Source organism: uncultured Aquabacterium sp., from assembly GCF_947366995.1.
Lineage (GTDB): Bacteria > Pseudomonadota > Gammaproteobacteria > Burkholderiales > Burkholderiaceae_C > Aquabacterium.
On the sequence record NZ_CANBCC010000020.1, the window covers coordinates 1 to 16,860 of the forward strand.

16 protein-coding genes are annotated in these 16,860 nt (G+C 66.6%); 3 read left to right on the top strand and 13 right to left on the bottom strand.

Annotated features, from left to right (window positions below):
* Nucleotides 1–134: 134 nt before the first annotated feature.
* The 4 genes from Q0Z44_RS07540 to Q0Z44_RS07555 form a co-directional block, all read right to left on the bottom strand.
* Entirely contained in the window at nt 135–1,403 is a 1,269-nt protein-coding gene (locus Q0Z44_RS07540; RefSeq protein ID WP_298011594.1) for a DUF6161 domain-containing protein, read from the bottom strand.
* Between the two features lie 53 nt (nt 1,404–1,456).
* Nucleotides 1,457–1,837 (bottom strand): helix-turn-helix transcriptional regulator, encoded by a 381-nt coding sequence (locus tag Q0Z44_RS07545; RefSeq protein ID WP_298011541.1) that lies wholly within the window; start codon nt 1,835–1,837, stop codon nt 1,457–1,459.
* Between the two features lie 89 nt (nt 1,838–1,926).
* A complete protein-coding gene (locus tag Q0Z44_RS07550; RefSeq protein WP_298011542.1) occupies nt 1,927–3,204 on the bottom strand; it encodes an integrase arm-type DNA-binding domain-containing protein in 1,278 nt (425 codons plus the stop codon).
* A gap of 301 nt (nt 3,205–3,505) precedes the next feature.
* Entirely contained in the window at nt 3,506–3,883 is a 378-nt protein-coding gene (locus tag Q0Z44_RS07555; RefSeq protein ID WP_298011543.1) for a hypothetical protein, read from the bottom strand.
* Nucleotides 3,884–4,055: 172 nt separating this feature from the next.
* Between Q0Z44_RS07555 and Q0Z44_RS07560 the strand changes: the two genes are divergently transcribed.
* Entirely contained in the window at nt 4,056–4,706 is a 651-nt protein-coding gene (locus Q0Z44_RS07560; protein ID WP_298011544.1) for a phosphatase PAP2 family protein, read from the top strand.
* 120 nt (nt 4,707–4,826) lie between these two features.
* On the opposite strand, the gene Q0Z44_RS07565 is transcribed toward Q0Z44_RS07560, so the two are convergent.
* Nucleotides 4,827–5,216: a c-type cytochrome gene (locus Q0Z44_RS07565; protein WP_298011545.1), complete on the bottom strand. Its 390-nt coding sequence runs from the start codon at nt 5,214–5,216 to the stop codon at nt 4,827–4,829.
* 274 nt (nt 5,217–5,490) lie between these two features.
* Between Q0Z44_RS07565 and Q0Z44_RS07570 the strand changes: the two genes are divergently transcribed.
* Nucleotides 5,491–6,600 carry a hypothetical protein gene (locus Q0Z44_RS07570; RefSeq protein WP_298011546.1) on the top strand — a complete coding sequence of 370 codons (1,110 nt, stop codon included), beginning with the start codon at nt 5,491–5,493 and terminating at the stop codon, nt 6,598–6,600.
* Between the two features lie 63 nt (nt 6,601–6,663).
* Nucleotides 6,664–7,638 carry a WYL domain-containing protein gene (locus Q0Z44_RS07575; RefSeq protein ID WP_298011547.1) on the top strand — a complete coding sequence of 325 codons (975 nt, stop codon included), beginning with the start codon at nt 6,664–6,666 and terminating at the stop codon, nt 7,636–7,638.
* Between the two features lie 4 nt (nt 7,639–7,642).
* Here the strand turns inward: Q0Z44_RS07575 and Q0Z44_RS07580 are convergent, their stop codons facing one another.
* The 8 genes from Q0Z44_RS07580 to Q0Z44_RS07615 all read right to left on the bottom strand — a co-directional run bounded on the left by Q0Z44_RS07580 (nt 7,643) and on the right by Q0Z44_RS07615 (nt 16,802).
* Complete coding sequence (locus Q0Z44_RS07580) at nt 7,643–8,926, bottom strand: Glu/Leu/Phe/Val dehydrogenase (protein ID WP_298011548.1); 1,284 nt, start codon at nt 8,924–8,926, stop codon at nt 7,643–7,645.
* Nucleotides 8,927–9,002: 76 nt separating this feature from the next.
* Entirely contained in the window at nt 9,003–10,487 is a 1,485-nt protein-coding gene (gene putP, locus Q0Z44_RS07585; protein WP_298011549.1) for a sodium/proline symporter PutP, read from the bottom strand.
* A gap of 205 nt (nt 10,488–10,692) precedes the next feature.
* Nucleotides 10,693–11,457 (bottom strand): AraC family transcriptional regulator, encoded by a 765-nt coding sequence (locus Q0Z44_RS07590; protein ID WP_298011550.1) that lies wholly within the window; start codon nt 11,455–11,457, stop codon nt 10,693–10,695.
* 88 nt (nt 11,458–11,545) lie between these two features.
* Complete coding sequence (locus tag Q0Z44_RS07595) at nt 11,546–12,442, bottom strand: alpha/beta hydrolase (RefSeq protein ID WP_298011551.1); 897 nt, start codon at nt 12,440–12,442, stop codon at nt 11,546–11,548.
* Between the two features lie 68 nt (nt 12,443–12,510).
* Nucleotides 12,511–13,698: an acetyl-CoA C-acyltransferase family protein gene (locus tag Q0Z44_RS07600; protein WP_298011552.1), complete on the bottom strand. Its 1,188-nt coding sequence runs from the start codon at nt 13,696–13,698 to the stop codon at nt 12,511–12,513.
* A gap of 105 nt (nt 13,699–13,803) precedes the next feature.
* On the bottom strand, nt 13,804–14,442 hold the full coding sequence (locus Q0Z44_RS07605; protein ID WP_298011553.1) for a response regulator transcription factor: 639 nt from the start codon (nt 14,440–14,442) through the stop codon (nt 13,804–13,806).
* Nucleotides 14,443–15,801, bottom strand: a complete 1,359-nt coding sequence (locus Q0Z44_RS07610; RefSeq protein WP_298011554.1) for a sensor histidine kinase — start codon at nt 15,799–15,801, stop codon at nt 14,443–14,445. It abuts the gene before it with no gap.
* Nucleotides 15,798–16,802, bottom strand: a complete 1,005-nt coding sequence (locus Q0Z44_RS07615) for an alpha/beta fold hydrolase (RefSeq protein ID WP_298011555.1) — start codon at nt 16,800–16,802, stop codon at nt 15,798–15,800. The genes Q0Z44_RS07610 and Q0Z44_RS07615 overlap by 4 nt, the downstream gene beginning before the upstream one ends.
* Nucleotides 16,803–16,860 lie beyond the last annotated feature (58 nt).

Sequence of the window (16,860 nt, forward strand, 5' to 3'; positions counted from 1 at the left end):
CGGTCTACAACGCTGTGCTGGAGGACGGAAGCGCCAAGCGGGCACTGCGCGACACGCTGACGCTCACCAGCATGCTGACGGGCATTCCCGTGTCCGCTTTGAGCAGGCCACTCGCGTACGTTGAGGAGTGACGCCTACTTCAGCTTGGTGAGCAGTTCAAGGACGTTGGGAGGGATCCCTTCGTCCTTTACGATGCCATCCCCTGTGGGCCGGAAAAGGGCGGCGAGCACCGCCTTCAGATTTTCGCTATCACCGTTCAACTTCCCCTCGCTGATCAACGCAAGGTAGGTCTTCACCATAGTGACTCGCTCGGCCGCGTCGTTCTCCAGATGCATGTTGCTCAAGAAGATCCTCACCAGAAGGCGGAGCACCCAGAAGGCGAGGGTCGCCAGCAGGATGAAGGAGCCGAGGCGCCAAGTGGTAGCGGCGGTCAGCAGCGCCATTACCCCATCGGTTTTCCCCAAGGCAGCCGCACCGCTGGCTGCCTTGGCAGACGATGCAGCAGCACTTGCAGCTTGTCCGACTTCTGTTAGCTCGCAGTGAAGTAGCCAACCGGCAAGTCCCATTGCCGATATGGTCACCAGACCAGTCGCGACCATCCATCGGAAGTGGCGGATCTTCTTTTTCTCCCAGTATTCGACTGGCGCAGCGAGAGACATATGCTCTCGGTAAGCCCTTTCAATCTGCTTCAGCTTTTGCGTCGCATCGTCGACCTGCTGCTTCCACTGTTCATCGCGGGTGCTTTTCTCTGTGGAGAAGTGCATGGCACGGGCGCTCTTCTCGGAGCTGAAGGCCTTCGTTTGCTCTTCAACCTGCTGTCGGAGGCCTTCTTGAAGCGCAGCCATCGTGTCCCGGGAGCGCGTGATCCCTTGCAAAATGTTCGCGTACTCCGCCTCTTCCCACGCTAGACGGTCCGGCCCGCCGCGTGCATAGAACTCGGACTCTGCTACGGCCTGGGCCACGAAATACGGGTGGTTGTCGCTGTTGAAGCTGAGATTCATCCAGATCGCGAGTACGCCGCTCGCGACTGCGTCACCCTTTCGCCGTCTGACATCGGCTATGAACTTGCCAGCCGGGGATTGCTCTGACAACCAAGGGTGTTCTTCGTAAGCCCTCTTCAGAAGCAGCGCACCCTCTCGAAAGTTCTCCACCTCGTCAGAGTTCCCCGGGGCCGACTGGCTAAAGATCTTCGCGTGGTTGAACTTGGTACGGACGTCACCTAGCGTGGTCGAGATCACGCCCCAAACCTGGTTCTGCGCAAGCGAGGCCGCCATTCCGCCAGAGGTCCAAGACCATTTGTCGAGCTGAGTCTGTAGCCAAGTCGCCGCTTCGTCCAATGAACCCCACTCCAGCGTTTCGTTGGCCGGGCCCACCTCTACAACGTACTGCCTTCTGTCGTTCATCAATTACTTATCAAAATGGAGTCGAGTGCTCTCTTGCCCAGCGGTGAACGTGGTCAGGCTGCGTGCTTTGCCGCAATTCGCTCGACTTGGTAGAGAACCCGCGCACGGACCGGTTCGGGGCAACTCATGAAGTCCTGTACCAGTCGGCCTACTTGCTTCGCAAGCGTTGGAGAGGGGCCTGCCGCAGGACTCGGGCGTGCCACGGGCGCATCTGCCGCTAACAGGTTAGCGAGTGGTACGCCGAAGCCGTTTGCGATGCCCTCGAGCGTTGCTAGAGTCGGAGACATCTCAGGGCCTTCCTTGCTTAAGAGGCGCTGCACGGTCGAATAGGGGAGGCCGGCATGCTGGCAAAACGCGTTCAGGCTCATGTCCGAGGCCTCCAGCATCCGGGTGATGTTGGCTCGAACGGCACTGGATGCGTTGTAGGTCGCCATGCTGGAACTTGGTGAAGAAGCTCGCAGGGTAGGTCGCAAGTGCAGCTTCGCCAATCACCACTGTGAGTGGTACCGCGGCGGCATACACATCATGCTGGCTCAGATCCTGCGCTCGAGACACCCGCCAACTCGAGAATATGGCGCTCGATTGCCTCAGCGAACGGGCGCAGGTCGTCCAGCGGCAACACCGCATAACCGTCCGCAGTGCCCGAGGGCGCGTGCCCCTGGATCTGATCCACAGCTCCGTGAGGCACGACAGCGCGCCCGCGCTGCTTGTACGCTCTACGGAGGCCGTGGAGCGTCAGGTGTGGGATGGCCGCCGCCTGCAGAACCTTCTGGTGGCTCGCGCGTACGTCGACAATCCGGCCCTTCTTGCCAGTGCTCGCGAACACGAACTCGTTGATTCTCGGTAGGCCTGCCAACAAATGCGCCAAGTGCGCTGTTAGGGGAATGGTGCGCGCTTTGGCGACCTTGTCCGCGATGGTCAGCTTGCGCCAAGTGAAGTCGACCTCCTTCCACCTGAGGCCGGCCATCTCCTCCCGCCTCGCGCCGGTCAACAGTAAGGCACGCAGGTAAACCGATGCCGTGCGATTGGTCAACTGTTCGGCGGCACTCCACCAGCCGCGCATCTGAGCTGATTCCAGGACATCCGTGCGCCGTTTGGCGCCGGGCAGGTCTTGCAGCAGGGCAGGGGCTCTGCCTGCATCTAAGTCCACTAGATCGCGGTACCGTGGGCGCGTGGCGCACCAGCGCATGAAGCCTCTGAACATCATCAGGCCGCGGGCCGCCTGGTGTCTGCTCGCCTTGGCCTCCGCATCGTGCCACTCCTTGAGGGCATCTTCCGTGATGTCCACTAGGCGCATGGACATCAGCGGCCACAGTGGGCCCGGTCGGGTCTTGCCGCTGCCTCGCTTCTTCGGCTTGCCGCCCGGGTCTGCCATCTTCTTGAGGTCTTCGACGTAACGCGGCTTCCATGCGTCCCGACGCTTCGGCTTTCCCTCGGTGAGGTACGTCGGCCACAACTCCCCTACGGTCACGCCCTGGGCGGCTCTCTGGGCGTCGTCAGCCTTCTGAGCGGCGAGCGCCTCACGTTTCAGTCCTCGGGGATCCTTTCCCTCGTCGATCTGTCGCTGGAACTCGCGAGCCTTTGCTTGCGCCTCCTTGATGCTCCAAGCTGCTGGGCTGCCAATTGTGATGCGGATGTCGCGCCCGCAGTAGGAACCCTGGAACACGTACGAGGGTTTGCCGTTCGGGGTGACCCGCAGGCCCAGGCCAGGTGTGCCTTCGTCCCACATGAAAGCCTGAGCCTTGCCCGGCGGGCACTTGAACCCTGCCACTCGCGCAGCTGTGAACGAAACCTTGGCCATGCCACTCCAGTCTTACATCCGCCCTTACATGTCGTCCTGATGTAAGGGCGGATGTAAGACGAAATCCCGAAAAGTGTTGAACGGCGCTCAACACTTCCGCGCGCAGTCCCTGGGTAATTCCTAGAGAGAGCAGCCAGTTTATCAACGCTTCGGAATGTTCGCAAACACGATTTCTTGCTCATTCGTAATGAGAAGGTCGAGGGTTCGATTCCTTTCTCCGGCACCATCAGAATCAAGCACAAAGCCTCGGATGACCTCCGGGGCTTTGTTGTTTCCGGGGGCGCCATGTATGTCCGGGCCCTCACGGCCGCTGATGCCGCCCAATCAGCCGCAGCAGGCCCGCGGTGCCGGCAATGAGCAGCGCCAGGCCTGCGCCCCACACCACCCAGATCAGCGGCACCAGCCACGCCATCGCCCCGCCGAGCATCGGCAGGTGGCGCTGCACGACAGACAGCGCCCCCAGCATGGCATCGCGCCACGCGGTCAGCCCGAGGAAGTCGCCCCAGCGCCGGAGCCACTCCGGCATCTCGGGCAGCGGCATCCGCCGCACCTCTTCCACCGTGAGGTTGCCCGACTGAAGCACGGCGCTGGCCCACTCCGTCAGCGCAGCGCCCATCCACGCGCCGGCTGTCCACAGCAGGCCGAGAAACGCGGCCAGGCCCCACGCCAGAAGGCGCATGTGGCGAGATATCGTGGCAGCAGGGCGGCGTGGGATTGAAGTTCGATGCGGGGCAGTCATGCAGCGTGGCTGTGGTGGGCTTGTCCGGAGTGTCGCAGAGCCGTCCCGGGCCCTGCCACGGTAGGGCTGCTGCTTTGGGGCAACATCGGCACATGGCTTGCCCGCACGCTGCATGACTCTGCCCACTTCGCCCGTTGTCCGGCCCACGCGCCTCGCGCTACTGGCCGCGCTGCTGATCGTTCTGGCGGCCGCCGCGGCGTGGCTCTGCCCCGGAGGAAGTTGCGGCACCACCGTGCTCGACGAAGCCGGGCTGGCGTGGATGAGCCAGTACCGCTCCCCCTGGGCAGACCGGCTCATGACGGCCGTCACCTGGCTGGGATCGCTTTATGTGCTCCTGCCGACCGCTCTGGCCCTCGCTGCGTGGCAGGCAAGCCGGGAAGCGCCAGGCGGGCGGTGGCATGCGCTGTTTGTGCCAGCGGCGCTGGTCGGCGCCAGTGCCATCGTCCACGCGCTCAAACTGGCGGTGGCACGCCCCCGGCCGGGCTTGTTCGAGCCCCTGGTCACGATGCCGGTCGACCCGAGCTTCCCGAGTGCACACACCATGCAGGCATGCGCGTTTGCGGTGGCCTGTCTGCTGCAGCGGCGCCATCGTGCGGGTGCATGGGGCTGGGCGTGGGTGGCAGTGTTCGTGGCCGCGGTGGGTGCTTCACGCATCTACCTGCAGGTGCACTTTCCGACCGATGTGCTCGCCGGTGCGGCGGTCGCGCTGCTGTGGGTGATGGTGCTGCGCCGGGTGTGGCCCCAGGCGCAGGCCACCCAATGAAAACAGACTTGTCCCTGTTTCCTGTGGACAAGTCTGTTGGGAAGGGTGGGGCAAACGAGCCCGCCCCTGGGAGAGCCCCTGGTCTGCACAAAAAACAGGCAGATCAGGGCCGGTGCCGGATCAGGACTTCTTGCCTGCTTCCAGCGACAGGATCCACTTCACGAGCTTGCGCGCGTCGGCTTCCTTGATGGCGGCAGCGTTGGGCGGCATGGCGAGGCCCGAAGCCTTGCCCTTCCAGTGGCTGTCGTACGGGTTGGAGCCCTTCATGACGGTCTGGGTGAGCTGCTCGAGCGCACCCTTCTGGCCCTTGTACTTGGCCGACACATCACGCCACGGCGGGCCGATGGGGGGCAGGCCGTCCGGGCCCTTGGCGCCGGGCTCGACGTGGTGGCAGGTCATGCAGCCGGCGTGGTTGGCCAGATCAAGCATGGGCTTGTCGGTGGCCGGGTCGGCGGCGAGCGCCGCACACGAGGCAAGCAGGGCGGCGAGGGGGAGCACCATTTTGGTCATTTGTTTTCTCCTGAAAAACAACCGGGGTGTCCCCAAGATAGGGCGCCATGGTGGCGCGGGATTGAGCGAGGTCAAGAACGCCGGGGCTTTTCTCAGGATGGAGCAGCGGGGCTCGTGACTGCTGCGAAATGGAGCAGTGGCGCGCCGGCGAGCATGTCGTTTCGTGGCGTCGCAGCCGTTCATCGGTGGATCACGCCCTGAGCCTGTGCGTCGTCAGACTGCAGGGCATGGTCGGTCTCGCCGTGTCGGTGGGCCGCTTATCCAGGAGCACCCCATGCACACATCCGTCACTTCGCGCGTTGCCCGTCTGGGCGTCGATCTGGCCTTCGAGCTGGGCTGGGATTTTGCCCACTACGGACTGGCTGTCCCGGAGGGCGCCGAGGCGGCCTGGCCGCAGCTGGCCCAGGGCGTCGACGCCGGCCGGCAGACCTTCGGCCTGCGCGTGCTGCAGCCCACCCGCCATGCCCGCAAGTGGCTGAACCTGCGCCTCAATGCGCTGAACCGCGGCCGCGTGTTCGACACCGAGCAGGTCACGCCCCGCTTTCTGCAATTGATCGACACCGACACCTGCCCCATCACGCGGTCGGCGCTGACGCATGGCGCCGGGGCCGAAACCGACTGGTCGGTCGACCGGGTGTTCAATGACGCGGCGTATGCGGCCGGCAACCTCGCGGTCATGAGCCGGCGCGCCAACGCGGCGAAGGGCGACGCCAGCTTTCATGACGCAATCCGCTACATGCGCGATTGCGAGGGGGGCGTGACGGAGATCGATGGCCTGAACGGCGCCGAGTGGGCCCGCGTGGCGGTGCTCGCGTCTTTCGTGACCCGGCTGGATCACCAGGAGGCGGCTGTGCTGCCCATGCTGGTGCTGCCCTCGAACCGGTTGCGCGTGTTCAACCCCATCCAGGCGCTGCAGGCGGTGGTGTGCCGCCTGGTGCTGACTCACGCCGAGAGCGAGCGCCCGGAGGCGCTGGACGAGCACATCGACGCGCTGCGCGCCCTGGTGCCGGGCAAGGCCCTGCGCAAGGATGTGCTGGCCTTCACCGACGCGTATGTGGCCCAGGTGCGCGCGCTGCGCCGCACGCAGCAGGCGCTCACGCTGCGGTGGGCGGTGGAAGACGCGTGGCAGACGCGTCTGGTGCTCAACCGCTGGAAGCGCGTGGCGCGTGCGCTCACGGCCACGCAGGCCGAAACCATCGTGAACGCACTGGCGCAAGGCACCCGCAGCCTGCCTGACGCGCAGGCCACCGAGGGCTGGGCGCTGGCCACGCGGGGTCTGCTCAGCCCCCGCCCGGTGCCGCGCCGTCTGCCGGATCCCAAGGTGAGCCTGCCGGCCGACCACTGGCTGGCGGCCCGCCAGGCAGAACTGTTCGTCGTGCGCTGACGGGGCGGAGTCTGCTAGAGTCGCCTTCGAGGCTCAGGGGATGAGCCTGGGAGTCGACACACCATGGGCAATCGCACCGAACGCTTCTACAAGATCGAGAACCTGATCCGCCATCACGGCGGCGTGAGCTTCCAGCAGATGCTGGACACGCTCGAGGTCTCGCCGGCCACGCTCAAGCGCGATCTGCAGTTCCTGCGTGACCGCATGGACGCGCCGATCGTCTACCACCGCGATGACAACCTCTACCGTTTCGGCGAGGAGTTCCGCGGCCAGAAGCACGAGCTGCCGGGTCTGTGGTTCGACGAACGTGAGCTCTACAGCCTGCTGACCGCCCACCAGTTGCTGTCCAGCCTGGACAGCAACGGCACGCTCAGCCGCCACCTGCAACCGCTGCTCGACCGCATCTACCACCTGCTGGGCACGAACGACTCCGACAGCGCCGAACTGATGCGCCGGGTGCGCATCATGGGCACGGGCAAGCGCCCGGTGCCGAGCGAGCACTTCGAGCTGATCGGTGCGGCGTTGCTGCAGCGTCAGCGCATTGCGATGCGCTACCTGACGCGCGGCCGCAAGACGAGTTCCGACCGCGAGGTCTCGCCCCAGCGCCTGATCCATTACCGCGGCACGTGGTACCTGGACGCCTGGTGCCATGAAAGCGATGCGCTCAAGCGTTTTGCGCTGGATGCAGTCGAGTCGGCCGAGATGACCGGCCAGAAGGCACGCGACATCAGCCTGAAGCGCGTGGAGCAGGAGCTCGACGGGGGCTATGGCATCTTCGCCGGCAGCAAGGTCAACTGGGCGACGCTGGTGTTCAGCACCGAGGCCGCCCAGTGGGTGTCGCGCGAAGAGTGGCACCCCGACCAGAAGACCCGCACGCTGCCCGATGGCCGCTACGAGCTCAAGGTGCCCTATGTGGAGCCCACCGAGCTGGCGATGGATGTGCTGCGCCATGGCGCCGAGGTCGAGGTGGTGTCGCCCAAGGCCCTGCGCGATGCCGTGAGCACCCGTCTCAAGGCCGCGCTGGCGCAATACAAGTAAAGGCTCAGGGATAGAGCCCGCGCAGCGCGCGGGCTTCGAGCACGCGCGTGCAGGCGGTGATGAAGGCCGCCGTGCGCAGCGGCACCTGGCGCGCCGCGGCCACCTGCCAGATCGCCTCGAACGCCTCGGTCAGCACCCGGTCCAGCCGCGCGTTGATGTCGTCTTCGGTCCAGAAGAAGCTCGACGCGTTCTGCACCCATTCGAAGTAGCTGACCGTCACGCCGCCCGCGTTGGCCAGCACGTCGGGCAGCACCAGGCAACCCCGGTCCAGCAGGATGTCTTCGGCCTCCGGGGTGGTGGGGCCGTTGGCGCCTTCGACGACCAGACGGGCCTTCACGCTGCGGGCGTTGTCGCGCGTGATCTGGCCTTCCAGCGCCGCCGGCAGCAACACCTCGCAAGGCAGCGCCCAGAAATCCTCGTCTGCAACCGGGATCGCACCAGGGAAGTCGGCAACCCGGCCGCCATCCTGTCTGATGTGGCGATCCAGCGCGGCGGGGTCGATGCCCGCCTCGTTGTGCACGGTGCCCGTCGCGTCCTGCACCGCCACGATCCGCGCGCCCGCGGCGTGGAAGGCCCGCGCTGCGGCGCTGCCCACATTGCCGAAGCCCTGAATCGCGATGCGGGCGCCTTCCATCGGGATGGCGAGCTTGCGCATGGCTTCCCGGGCCACCACGAAGCAACCCCGGCCGGTGGACTCGCGCCGCCCGAGGCTGCCGCCCATGGTGATGGGCTTGCCGGTCACCACCCGCGGCTGGGTGGCGCCCTGGTTGATGGAGTAGGTGTCCATCATCCAGGCCATCGTCTGCTCGTTGGTGTTGACGTCGGGTGCCGGGATGTCGCGGTCCGGACCGATGATCACGCCGATCTCGCTGGTGTAGCGGCGCGTCAGGCGCTCGAGTTCTGCAAGCGACAACGTGGCCGGATCGACGCGGATGCCACCCTTGGCGCCGCCGAACGGCAGGTTCACCGCGGCGTTCTTGATCGTCATCCAACCGGCCAGCGCCATCACCTCCGACAGGTTCACGCCCGGGTGATAGCGCACGCCGCCCTTGCCGGGCCCGCGCGACAGGTTGTGCTGCACGCGGTAGCCCTCGACGTGGTAGATGGTGCCGTCGTCACGGTGGATGGGCACGTCGACGGCCAGGATGCGCTTGGGGCGGCGCAGCGTGTCCATCATCCGGGCCAGCGGGCCCAGGTGGGGCTCGACGCGGTCGAGTTGCTCCAGGAACATGCCCCACGGGCCAGGGGCGGCGGGGTCGATGTAGGACGGGAAACGTTCGGTGCTCAAGAAAACCTCCTGTTGTTGAAAAGAAGCGCCGGAAAGGAAAACGGGGCACAAGGCCCCGTTCGTTCTGTCTGTGCGATCAGCTCGCAGCGTGCTCGCGGTCGGCGCGTTCGAAACGCACCACCATGCGCTTGGTCGGTTTCGGGCCGATCAGGCTGAACACGACGATGGCGATGCTCGACAGGATGAAGCCTGGGATGATTTCGTACAGGCCCAGCCAGCCGAACTGCTTCCACACGATCACGGTGACGGCACCGACCAGCATGCCGGCCAGGGCGCCGTTGCGGGTCATGCCCTTCCACAGCACCGAGAACAGCACCAGCGGGCCGAAGGCGGCACCGAAGCCGGCCCAGGCGTAGGACACCAGGCCCAGCACGCGGTTGTTCGGGTTGGTGGCCAGCACGATGGCGATCACCGCCACCAGGAACACCATGGCGCGGCCCACCCACACGAGTTCCTTTTCAGAGGCGTTCGGGCGGAAGAAGGGCTTGTAGAAGTCTTCGGTGAGTGCGCTCGAGCACACCAGCAGCTGACAGCTCAGCGTGCTCATCACGGCAGCCAGGATGGCCGACAGCAGCACACCGGCCACCCACGGATTGAACAGGATCTTGGCCAGCTCGATGAACACGCGCTCGGGGTTCTCGGTCACGGCTTGAGCCTGGTCGGGATGGGCCGAGAAATAGGCGATGCCGAAGAAGCCGACGGCCATGGCACCCACCAGACAGACCACCATCCACACCATGCCGATGCGGCGGGCGTTCGGAATGGACTTCACCGAGTCGATGGCCATGAAGCGCGCGAGGATGTGCGGTTGACCGAAGTAGCCCAGGCCCCAGGCCATGAGGGAGGCGATGCCGATGGCGCTCGTGCCCTTGAACAGGTTGAAGGCTTCGCTGTTCTTCATCTCGATGGCGGCGAGCGTGGGGTCGATGCCGCCGGTGGCCAGCATCACGGCGATGGGCGTGAGGATGAGCGCGAAGATCATCAGGCTGGCCTGCACGGTGTCCGTCCAGCTCACGGCAAGGAAGCCACCCACGAAGGTGTAGGCGATCGTGGCGGCGGCGCCGGCCCACAGAGCGGTGTCGTAGCTCATGCCGAAGGTGCTCTCGAACAGGCGCGCACCGGCCACGACGCCGGAGGCGCAGTAAATGGTGAAGAACACCAGGATCACCAGGCCGGAGAGGACACGCAGCACGCGGCTGTCGTCCTCGAAGCGGTGGCTGAAGTAATCCGGCAGCGTCAGCGCGTTGCCGTTATGTTCGGTGTGCACGCGCAGACGGCCGGCCACGAAGTACCAGTTGAGCCAGGCCCCGATGATCAGACCCGTGGCGATCCAGCTTTCAGACAGGCCGGAGACGAACAGCGCGCCGGGCAGGCCCATCAGCAGCCAGCCGCTCATGTCGGACGCGCCGGCAGACAGGGCCGTCACGAAACTGCCCAGACTTCGCCCGCCCAGGATGTAGTCCGACAGGTTTTCGGTGGAGCGATAGGCGAGGAAGCCGATCAGCACCATCGCGGCGATGTAGATCACGAAGGTGATCAGGGTTGGGTTGGAGAAGCTCATGAGGTGGACCCCTGGCGGGGCGTCTGGGCGGGTGGAGGGAAGCAGCTTGCGCCAGTGCCGGAAGGCGGCCGTGCGGGGCGACTGTCTTACGGTCACCTCGGGCGAGGTGCGGCTTGGTGGGCAGCGTAGGGGAGCGTTGACCGATTTTTTTACCGGCTCTCCGATGGTTTTTCGGAAAACTCCGGAGCCGGGCAGGGTGATCGGTTCAGGCTTGTGCCAGCCGTGCTGTGCGCAGGCGCCTGGGCGTCATGCCCAGGTGGCGGCTCATGGCCGTGGTCAGGGCGCTCTGGCTCGAGAAGCCGCAATCCTCGGCGACCTGAAGCACCGGCAGGCTGCTGTCCCGCAACAGCATGCTCGCGCGCTTCAGCCGTGCCTGCAGCAGGTATTGGTGGGGCGTCATGCCGGCAACCCGCTTGAACTCGGCGTGAAAGTGGCTGGTGCTCATGCACGCGACCCGGGCCAGTTCCTGCACGCCAATGGGCCGAGCCAGGTGCCGGTCGATGAAGGTGTCGATGCGGCCGACATCCAGACGCCCTGTGCGGGCGGGTGTGTCCTGCTCGAACAGACGCAGATGCAGCGCCCGCAGCAGGGTGGCCCCCAGCCCCTGGGCCAGCAAAGGGTCGCTGCCAAAGCGCTTCAGTTCTGCGCTGGCATAGCACAGCAGGTGCTGGAAGTCGGCGTCCAGCAGGGGGTAACGAGGCACCGAGAACAGGCGGCTCATGACGTCGAGGTCGGGCGTCTGCATGTCGCCTGCGTCGAAGTCGATGATGAGCATGCGGTTGTCACCCAAGCCGGCGAACTGGTGTTCGGCGTTGCCAGGCACCAGGCAGGCTCGCATCCGGCACACCTCGCCGCCATGGCCTTCCACCTCGAACTCGGCTTTCCCATCCACGGACAGCACAAGCTGGTGGTGCCTGTGCGCATGGTGGTGCGCATCGGGGCTCAGGGGAATCAGGCGGGTGTGGAGCATGTTGCAGCGGACGGCCGCGTCGGGCACCACGCGGGTGCACCAACGGACACTCTCATTATTAAAGCAAGTTGAATGCCGGACTTCGGGGTTAACCCTTGGATTGCTCTATCAGAAAGCCGAGGACGGTCCGGGCCGCGTCTTCGGGGTGACTCTGCATGAAGCAGTGCCCCCCGGGAAACTCGGCCTCTTCCACCGCGCTGTTGACGAGGGTCCAGCGCGAGACAGCCTCGCGCACGAAGCCGAAGGTGTGCGAGGCCCGCAGGACCAGGGTGGGGGTGCGCACCCGGCCCAGGGAGGCCCACAGTCGCTCCGGCCCGGTGCTGAAGATCTCTGCCTCGCGGGCGGGCGGGCATTTCAGGCTCACGCTGCCGTCAGCCGCTTCCCGCATGCCATGGGTAACGAACGCGTGCAGCGCCTCGTCCGTCCAGCCCTTGTAGACGCCGCGGCCGTGCAGTGCCTGGAAAGCGGCCTCGCGGCTGGCCCAGTGGTGGCGTCGCTGCCGGGCCTGCCGCGCCAGCGGTGCCAGCTTGGCGGTGCCGGTCATCTCGGCCAGAGTGAGGCCAAACAGCATGGCGGGCGGCATCAGCACCGGATCCAGCAGCACGGCACGCGAGAAGTGCCGAGGGTGCTCGGCCATCATCAGCGCCGTCAGCACGCCGCCGAAGCTGTGGCCGAGGGCCAGGTGTGGCACCTGCCGGAACGCGTGGCCCTGCGCCTGCAAGGCTTCCAGCGCCAGTTCGGCGTTGCGGTTCCAGCCAAGAAAGCGCGCGCCCTCGTCGCTGTCGCCATGCCCTTGCACGTCGCTGAGCCACAGGTCGAAGTGGGCGCTGAGCGGCTTCAGCATGGGCTCGTACATGCGGGCGCAGAACCCGTTGCCATGTAGCACGTGCAACAACGGCTTGCCACTGGGGACGCTGTGCCAGCCCCGCAGGGTGAACCCTTCACGGGCGGGATGAGACCACGGGTGCAGCTTCAGTTCATGCATGGCGCGAGATGGTAGGCGCGAACGAAAAAGGGGCCTGGTGGCCCCTTGGTGCGTGATGTGGTCGGCGCTTATTGCAGACGCTCGATCACCATGGCGATGCCCTGGCCGCCGCCAATGCACATCGTGATCAGCGCGTAGCGGCCGTTGGTGCGCTGCAGTTCGTACAGTGCCTTGGTCACCAGAATGGCGCCGGTGGCCCCGACCGGGTGGCCCAGCGAGATGCCCGAGCCGTTCGGGTTGGTCTTGTCGGCCGGGAAGCCCATTTCCTTGGACACGGCGCAGGCCTGGGCGGCGAACGCTTCGTTGGACTCGATGACGTCGAGGTCGGCCACGGTCAGGCCGGCCTTGGCCAGGGCGGCCTTCGAGGCGGGCACGGGGCCGATGCCCATGTACTCGGGCTCGACGCCAGCGTGGCCATAGGACACCAGGCGGGCCAGCGGCTTCAGACCCAGTTCCTTGGCCTTCTCGGCCGAGGCCATGACCACGGCGGCGGCGCCATCGTTCAGCGTCGAGGCGTTGCCGGCGGTGACGGTGCCTTCTTCCTTCTTGAACGCGGGCTTCATCTTGCCCAGCGTGTCGACGCTGGTGTCGGCCTTCACGCCTTCATCGGTGTCGAACACCACGACGCCCTTGCGGGTTTTGATCTCCACAGGAACGATCTGTTCCTTGAACAGGCCGGCGGCGATGGCCTTGGCGGCGCGGGCCTGAGACTCGGCCGCGTAGGCGTCCTGCTGCTCGCGGCTGATACCGTGGCGGGCGGCCACGTTCTCGGCCGTGATGCCCATGTGGATGTTCAGGCGTGGGTCATGCAGCGCGCCCAGCATGAAGTCCAGCATCTTCACGTCGCCCATGCGCGCGCCCCAGCGATTGCTGGTGACGAGGTAGGCGCCACGGCTCATGGACTCGGCACCGGCGCCGATGGCCACGTCGCAGTCGCCCAGCAGGATGGACTGGGCGGCCGACACGATGGCCTGCAGGCCCGAGCCGCACAGGCGGTTGACGTTGAAGGCGGGGGTTTCCTGCGGCACGCCGGCTTCGAGCGCGGCCACACGGCTGATGTAGGCGTCCTGCGGCACGGACGGGATCACGTTGCCGAGCACGACATGGCCGACGTCCTTCGGGGCCACGCCGGCGCGCTCCAGCGCGGTCTTGATGACCAGGGCGCCGAGTTGCGCAGGGGGAATGTCCTTCAGCGAGCCACCGAAGCTGCCGATGGCGGTACGGGCTGCGCCCACGAAGACGACGTCACGGGTCATGTGTGTTCCTTGCAGGGGTGAAAACGCGATCATGCACCGCCAATCAGGCGGGCGTCGTTGTCAGATTATCCGTGAAAACACGGGGGAGGGTACAGAAAGGTACCCTCACGGCTCGATCAGACCCTCGCGTACCGCCAGCAGGGTCATCTCCGCCTGGTTCTGCAGGCCCAGTTTCTGTTTGATGTTGTAAAGGTAGGTGCCGACCGTCGAGGCGGACAACTGCATGGCTTCAGCGAGCTGCTGGACGCTTTGCCCGCGGGCCAGGCCAAGGAAGGCCTCGAACTCGCGCTCGGACAGGCGCCCCAGCACCGTGGCGCCCGCTTCTTCACCGGCGTGCAGGCGCTGGGCGATCAGTGGATCGAGCGCGATGCGACCCGCGGCCACGTCGCGAATGGCCTGGACCAGCGCTTCGGCGGCGCCCCGTTTGGAGAGGTAGCCGCAGGCCCCTGCCTTCAGCACGCGGCGTGGGTGGCTGGCGTCTTCGTGGGCCGACAGGGCGAGCACCCGCGCATCGCGGTCGAAGGACACCAGGCGCCGCACGGCCTCGATGCCGCCCATGCCTGGCATGGTGATGTCCATCACGACGACGTCGGGGCGCAGGGCGGCGTAGAGATCCAGCGCCTGCTCGCCGCTGTCGGCTTCGCCCACGACGACGATGTCCGGCGTGGTCTGCAGCAGCAGACGGAAGCCCATGCGCACGACCGCGTGGTCGTCGACGAGGAGAACGTGGAGGCGGGAGCTCATTCAGGTGCCTGAAACGGGAGACTGGGACCAGGGCAGGGCGGCCGACAGGCGCAGGCCGGGGCGGGGGGCGGCGGGCTGCGCGGCAGAAAGCGTCAGTGTGCCGCCAAGTGCCTGAACCCGCTCGCGTATGCCCAGGAGGCCGTGGTGGCCGGGGCGCTGCCATGCGGCGGGTAGACCGATGCCATCGTCTTGCACAGCGAGTTCGAGCGCGTGGCCCGTGCATGTGAGTGCCACGCTGATGTGGTGCGCCTGCGCGTGCTTGATGGCGTTGGTCACAGCCTCCTGCACGATGCGATACGCGGCGGTGGCCAGGGTGTCTCCCAGGCCATCCGGCAAAGGGTCGACGTGCAGCGTGATGTCGAGCGTGGGCGCCACCTGCCGCCAGTCCAGCAGCAGGTCCGACAGGGCATCGTGCAGACCCAGGCGGTCGAGCGCGAGCGGGCGCAGGCGCGGCAGCATGCCCTGCAGGCTGGCGGCCATGTCGTCGGACACGCGCTTGAGCAGGCCCACCAGCTCGGCCTTGTCGCGCATCAGGGCCGGATCCTGGCTCAGGACCTGAGCCACCGTGCGCAGGGCCGTGAGTTGCTGGCCGAGTTCATCATGCAGATCACGGGCAATGCGGGCGCGCTCGGCTTCCACACGCTGAAGAATGACCTGGGTGAGCTCGCGTGACTGAGCAAGGCTCGCCTGCGCGGCACGGGCCTCGTCGCGCGCATGCAGGTTGTCCTGAATGGACTGCGCCATGTCGTTGAAGGCCTGGCTCATCAGGGCGGCTTCGCGCCCTGGCAGCGGTGGCAGGCGGGTGTCGTAATCACCGCGCTGAAGGCTGCGCAATGCCCCTTCGATGCGGGCCAGGGGTGCCAGGGTGCGCACCAGCGTCAACGCCGTGAAGCCACCCACCACCACGAGGCCCGCGGCCACATGCAGCATCAGCTGGACGAAATCGTCCCATCCATCGAGCACGGCGCGAGACGGATCGGGCCGCACCGACAGTCGCCCCCCAGGCAACGCGATGTTCTGCACCGCAGTGCGTGGCATGACGAGCGCGGCAAACCAGTCGGGAGCCTGCCGGCCAGGCTTGTAGGGCGAAGGGGGCGACACATAGGCCACCCCGCCCTGTGCGTCGAACAGGGTGATCTCGTTGGCGCGCACGCGGCCCAGGCCCTGCACCATGATCCGGGCTTCCGCGAAGGGCCGCTGGTTCACCACCCGCAGCACCTGCACGGCCACGCGGCTGGCCGCCTCGATTTCTTCGTGCACGCTGCGCCGGGTGCCATTGATCTCGCGCCAGGCCAGCAGGCCCACGGTGAGCGCCATCAGGGCCACGATGACAAGCGTGAGGCGCAGCCGCAGGCTCATGGCGTCGCCTCCTGCTCGGCGAAGCGCCCGTGCGCCAGAAAGTGCGCCAATTGTTGACGCATGGCGGACTGCATGGCCGGCTCGAACGGTGCATGGCCCACACCGGGCACCCAGTGCAGCACGCTGCCGGGCCACGCTGCGTGCACGGCCTCGGCATTGGCAGGGCGGCACACCAGGTCGTGCGTGCCGTGCAGCAGCACGCCGGGCAGATGGCCGAGCCCGCGCGCGCCCTCGATCAGCTCGCTGTCTTTCAGGAAGCACCGGTGACGCAGGTAATGCGTCTGGATCCGCCCGCGGGCCAGCAGGCGATCGGCTTCCGGGCTGCCTGGTGCCGGCACGGCTGGGCCATCGGGTGGTGGCTCAACGGGCGATTCGAGCGCCGCTTCCCAGCGCAGCCAGCGCACCAGCGCACGATGGGCTTTTGCTGCGTCGCCGCTTCGGAAGGCCTCGGCGTATCGCTCGATGAGGGCATGTGGCGCCTGCCCTTCGGCAAACGCGGCGTAGGCGGCGGGGCGCACGGCACGCGCGCCGTCCACGAACCAGTCGATGTCGGCCTGCTGGCCGAGGAAGGTGCCGCGCAGCAGCAGGCCCAGGCAGTGTTGGCCATGGCGCAGGGCGTAGGTCAGGGCCAGCGTCGCACCCCATGAGCCGCCGACCACGAGCCAGCGCGCGATGCCGAGGTGCTGACGCAGGGCCTCGATGTCGTCGACGAGGTCGGCGGTGGTGTTGTGCGCGATGTCGCCTAGGGGCGTGCTGCGCCCGCATCCTCGCTGGTCGAACAGCACCACCTGCCAGCGGGCCAGATCGAAGAACTCGAGGTTTCGTGCGCTGCTGCCGCTGCCGGGGCCGCCGTGCAGCACGACCGCGGGCATGCCATCCGGTGTGCCGTGCCGCGACCAGGCGATGCGGTGGCCGGCACCCACGTCGAGCCAGCCGGAATCCTGCAGACACAGCGCAGAAGACAGCGAGGGCAGCTTGGGCAACCGGGGAGGCGTGGGCATGGCGGGATGCTAGCAGCGCGAGGGTGGTGCGGCGGTGTACCACGGTGTGTCACGGACT

What these genes read in the sequence shown, in the direction of transcription:
- Q0Z44_RS07540 (WP_298011594.1), bottom strand. Translation starts at nt 1,403, where the DNA reads ATGAACGACAGAAGGCAGTACGTTGTAGAGGTGGGCCCGGCCAACGAA.
- Q0Z44_RS07545 (WP_298011541.1), bottom strand. Translation starts at nt 1,837, where the DNA reads ATGGCGACCTACAACGCATCCAGTGCCGTTCGAGCCAACATCACCCGG.
- Q0Z44_RS07550 (WP_298011542.1), bottom strand. Translation starts at nt 3,204, where the DNA reads ATGGCCAAGGTTTCGTTCACAGCTGCGCGAGTGGCAGGGTTCAAGTGC.
- Q0Z44_RS07555 (WP_298011543.1), bottom strand. Translation starts at nt 3,883, where the DNA reads ATGCGCCTTCTGGCGTGGGGCCTGGCCGCGTTTCTCGGCCTGCTGTGG.
- Q0Z44_RS07560 (WP_298011544.1), top strand. Translation starts at nt 4,056, where the DNA reads ATGACTCTGCCCACTTCGCCCGTTGTCCGGCCCACGCGCCTCGCGCTA.
- Q0Z44_RS07565 (WP_298011545.1), bottom strand. Translation starts at nt 5,216, where the DNA reads ATGACCAAAATGGTGCTCCCCCTCGCCGCCCTGCTTGCCTCGTGTGCG.
- Q0Z44_RS07570 (WP_298011546.1), top strand. Translation starts at nt 5,491, where the DNA reads ATGCACACATCCGTCACTTCGCGCGTTGCCCGTCTGGGCGTCGATCTG.
- Q0Z44_RS07575 (WP_298011547.1), top strand. Translation starts at nt 6,664, where the DNA reads ATGGGCAATCGCACCGAACGCTTCTACAAGATCGAGAACCTGATCCGC.
- putP (WP_298011549.1), bottom strand. Translation starts at nt 10,487, where the DNA reads ATGAGCTTCTCCAACCCAACCCTGATCACCTTCGTGATCTACATCGCC.
- Q0Z44_RS07590 (WP_298011550.1), bottom strand. Translation starts at nt 11,457, where the DNA reads ATGCTCCACACCCGCCTGATTCCCCTGAGCCCCGATGCGCACCACCAT.
- Q0Z44_RS07595 (WP_298011551.1), bottom strand. Translation starts at nt 12,442, where the DNA reads ATGCATGAACTGAAGCTGCACCCGTGGTCTCATCCCGCCCGTGAAGGG.
- Q0Z44_RS07600 (WP_298011552.1), bottom strand. Translation starts at nt 13,698, where the DNA reads ATGACCCGTGACGTCGTCTTCGTGGGCGCAGCCCGTACCGCCATCGGC.
- Q0Z44_RS07605 (WP_298011553.1), bottom strand. Translation starts at nt 14,442, where the DNA reads ATGAGCTCCCGCCTCCACGTTCTCCTCGTCGACGACCACGCGGTCGTG.
- Q0Z44_RS07610 (WP_298011554.1), bottom strand. Translation starts at nt 15,801, where the DNA reads ATGAGCCTGCGGCTGCGCCTCACGCTTGTCATCGTGGCCCTGATGGCG.
- Q0Z44_RS07615 (WP_298011555.1), bottom strand. Translation starts at nt 16,802, where the DNA reads ATGCCCACGCCTCCCCGGTTGCCCAAGCTGCCCTCGCTGTCTTCTGCG.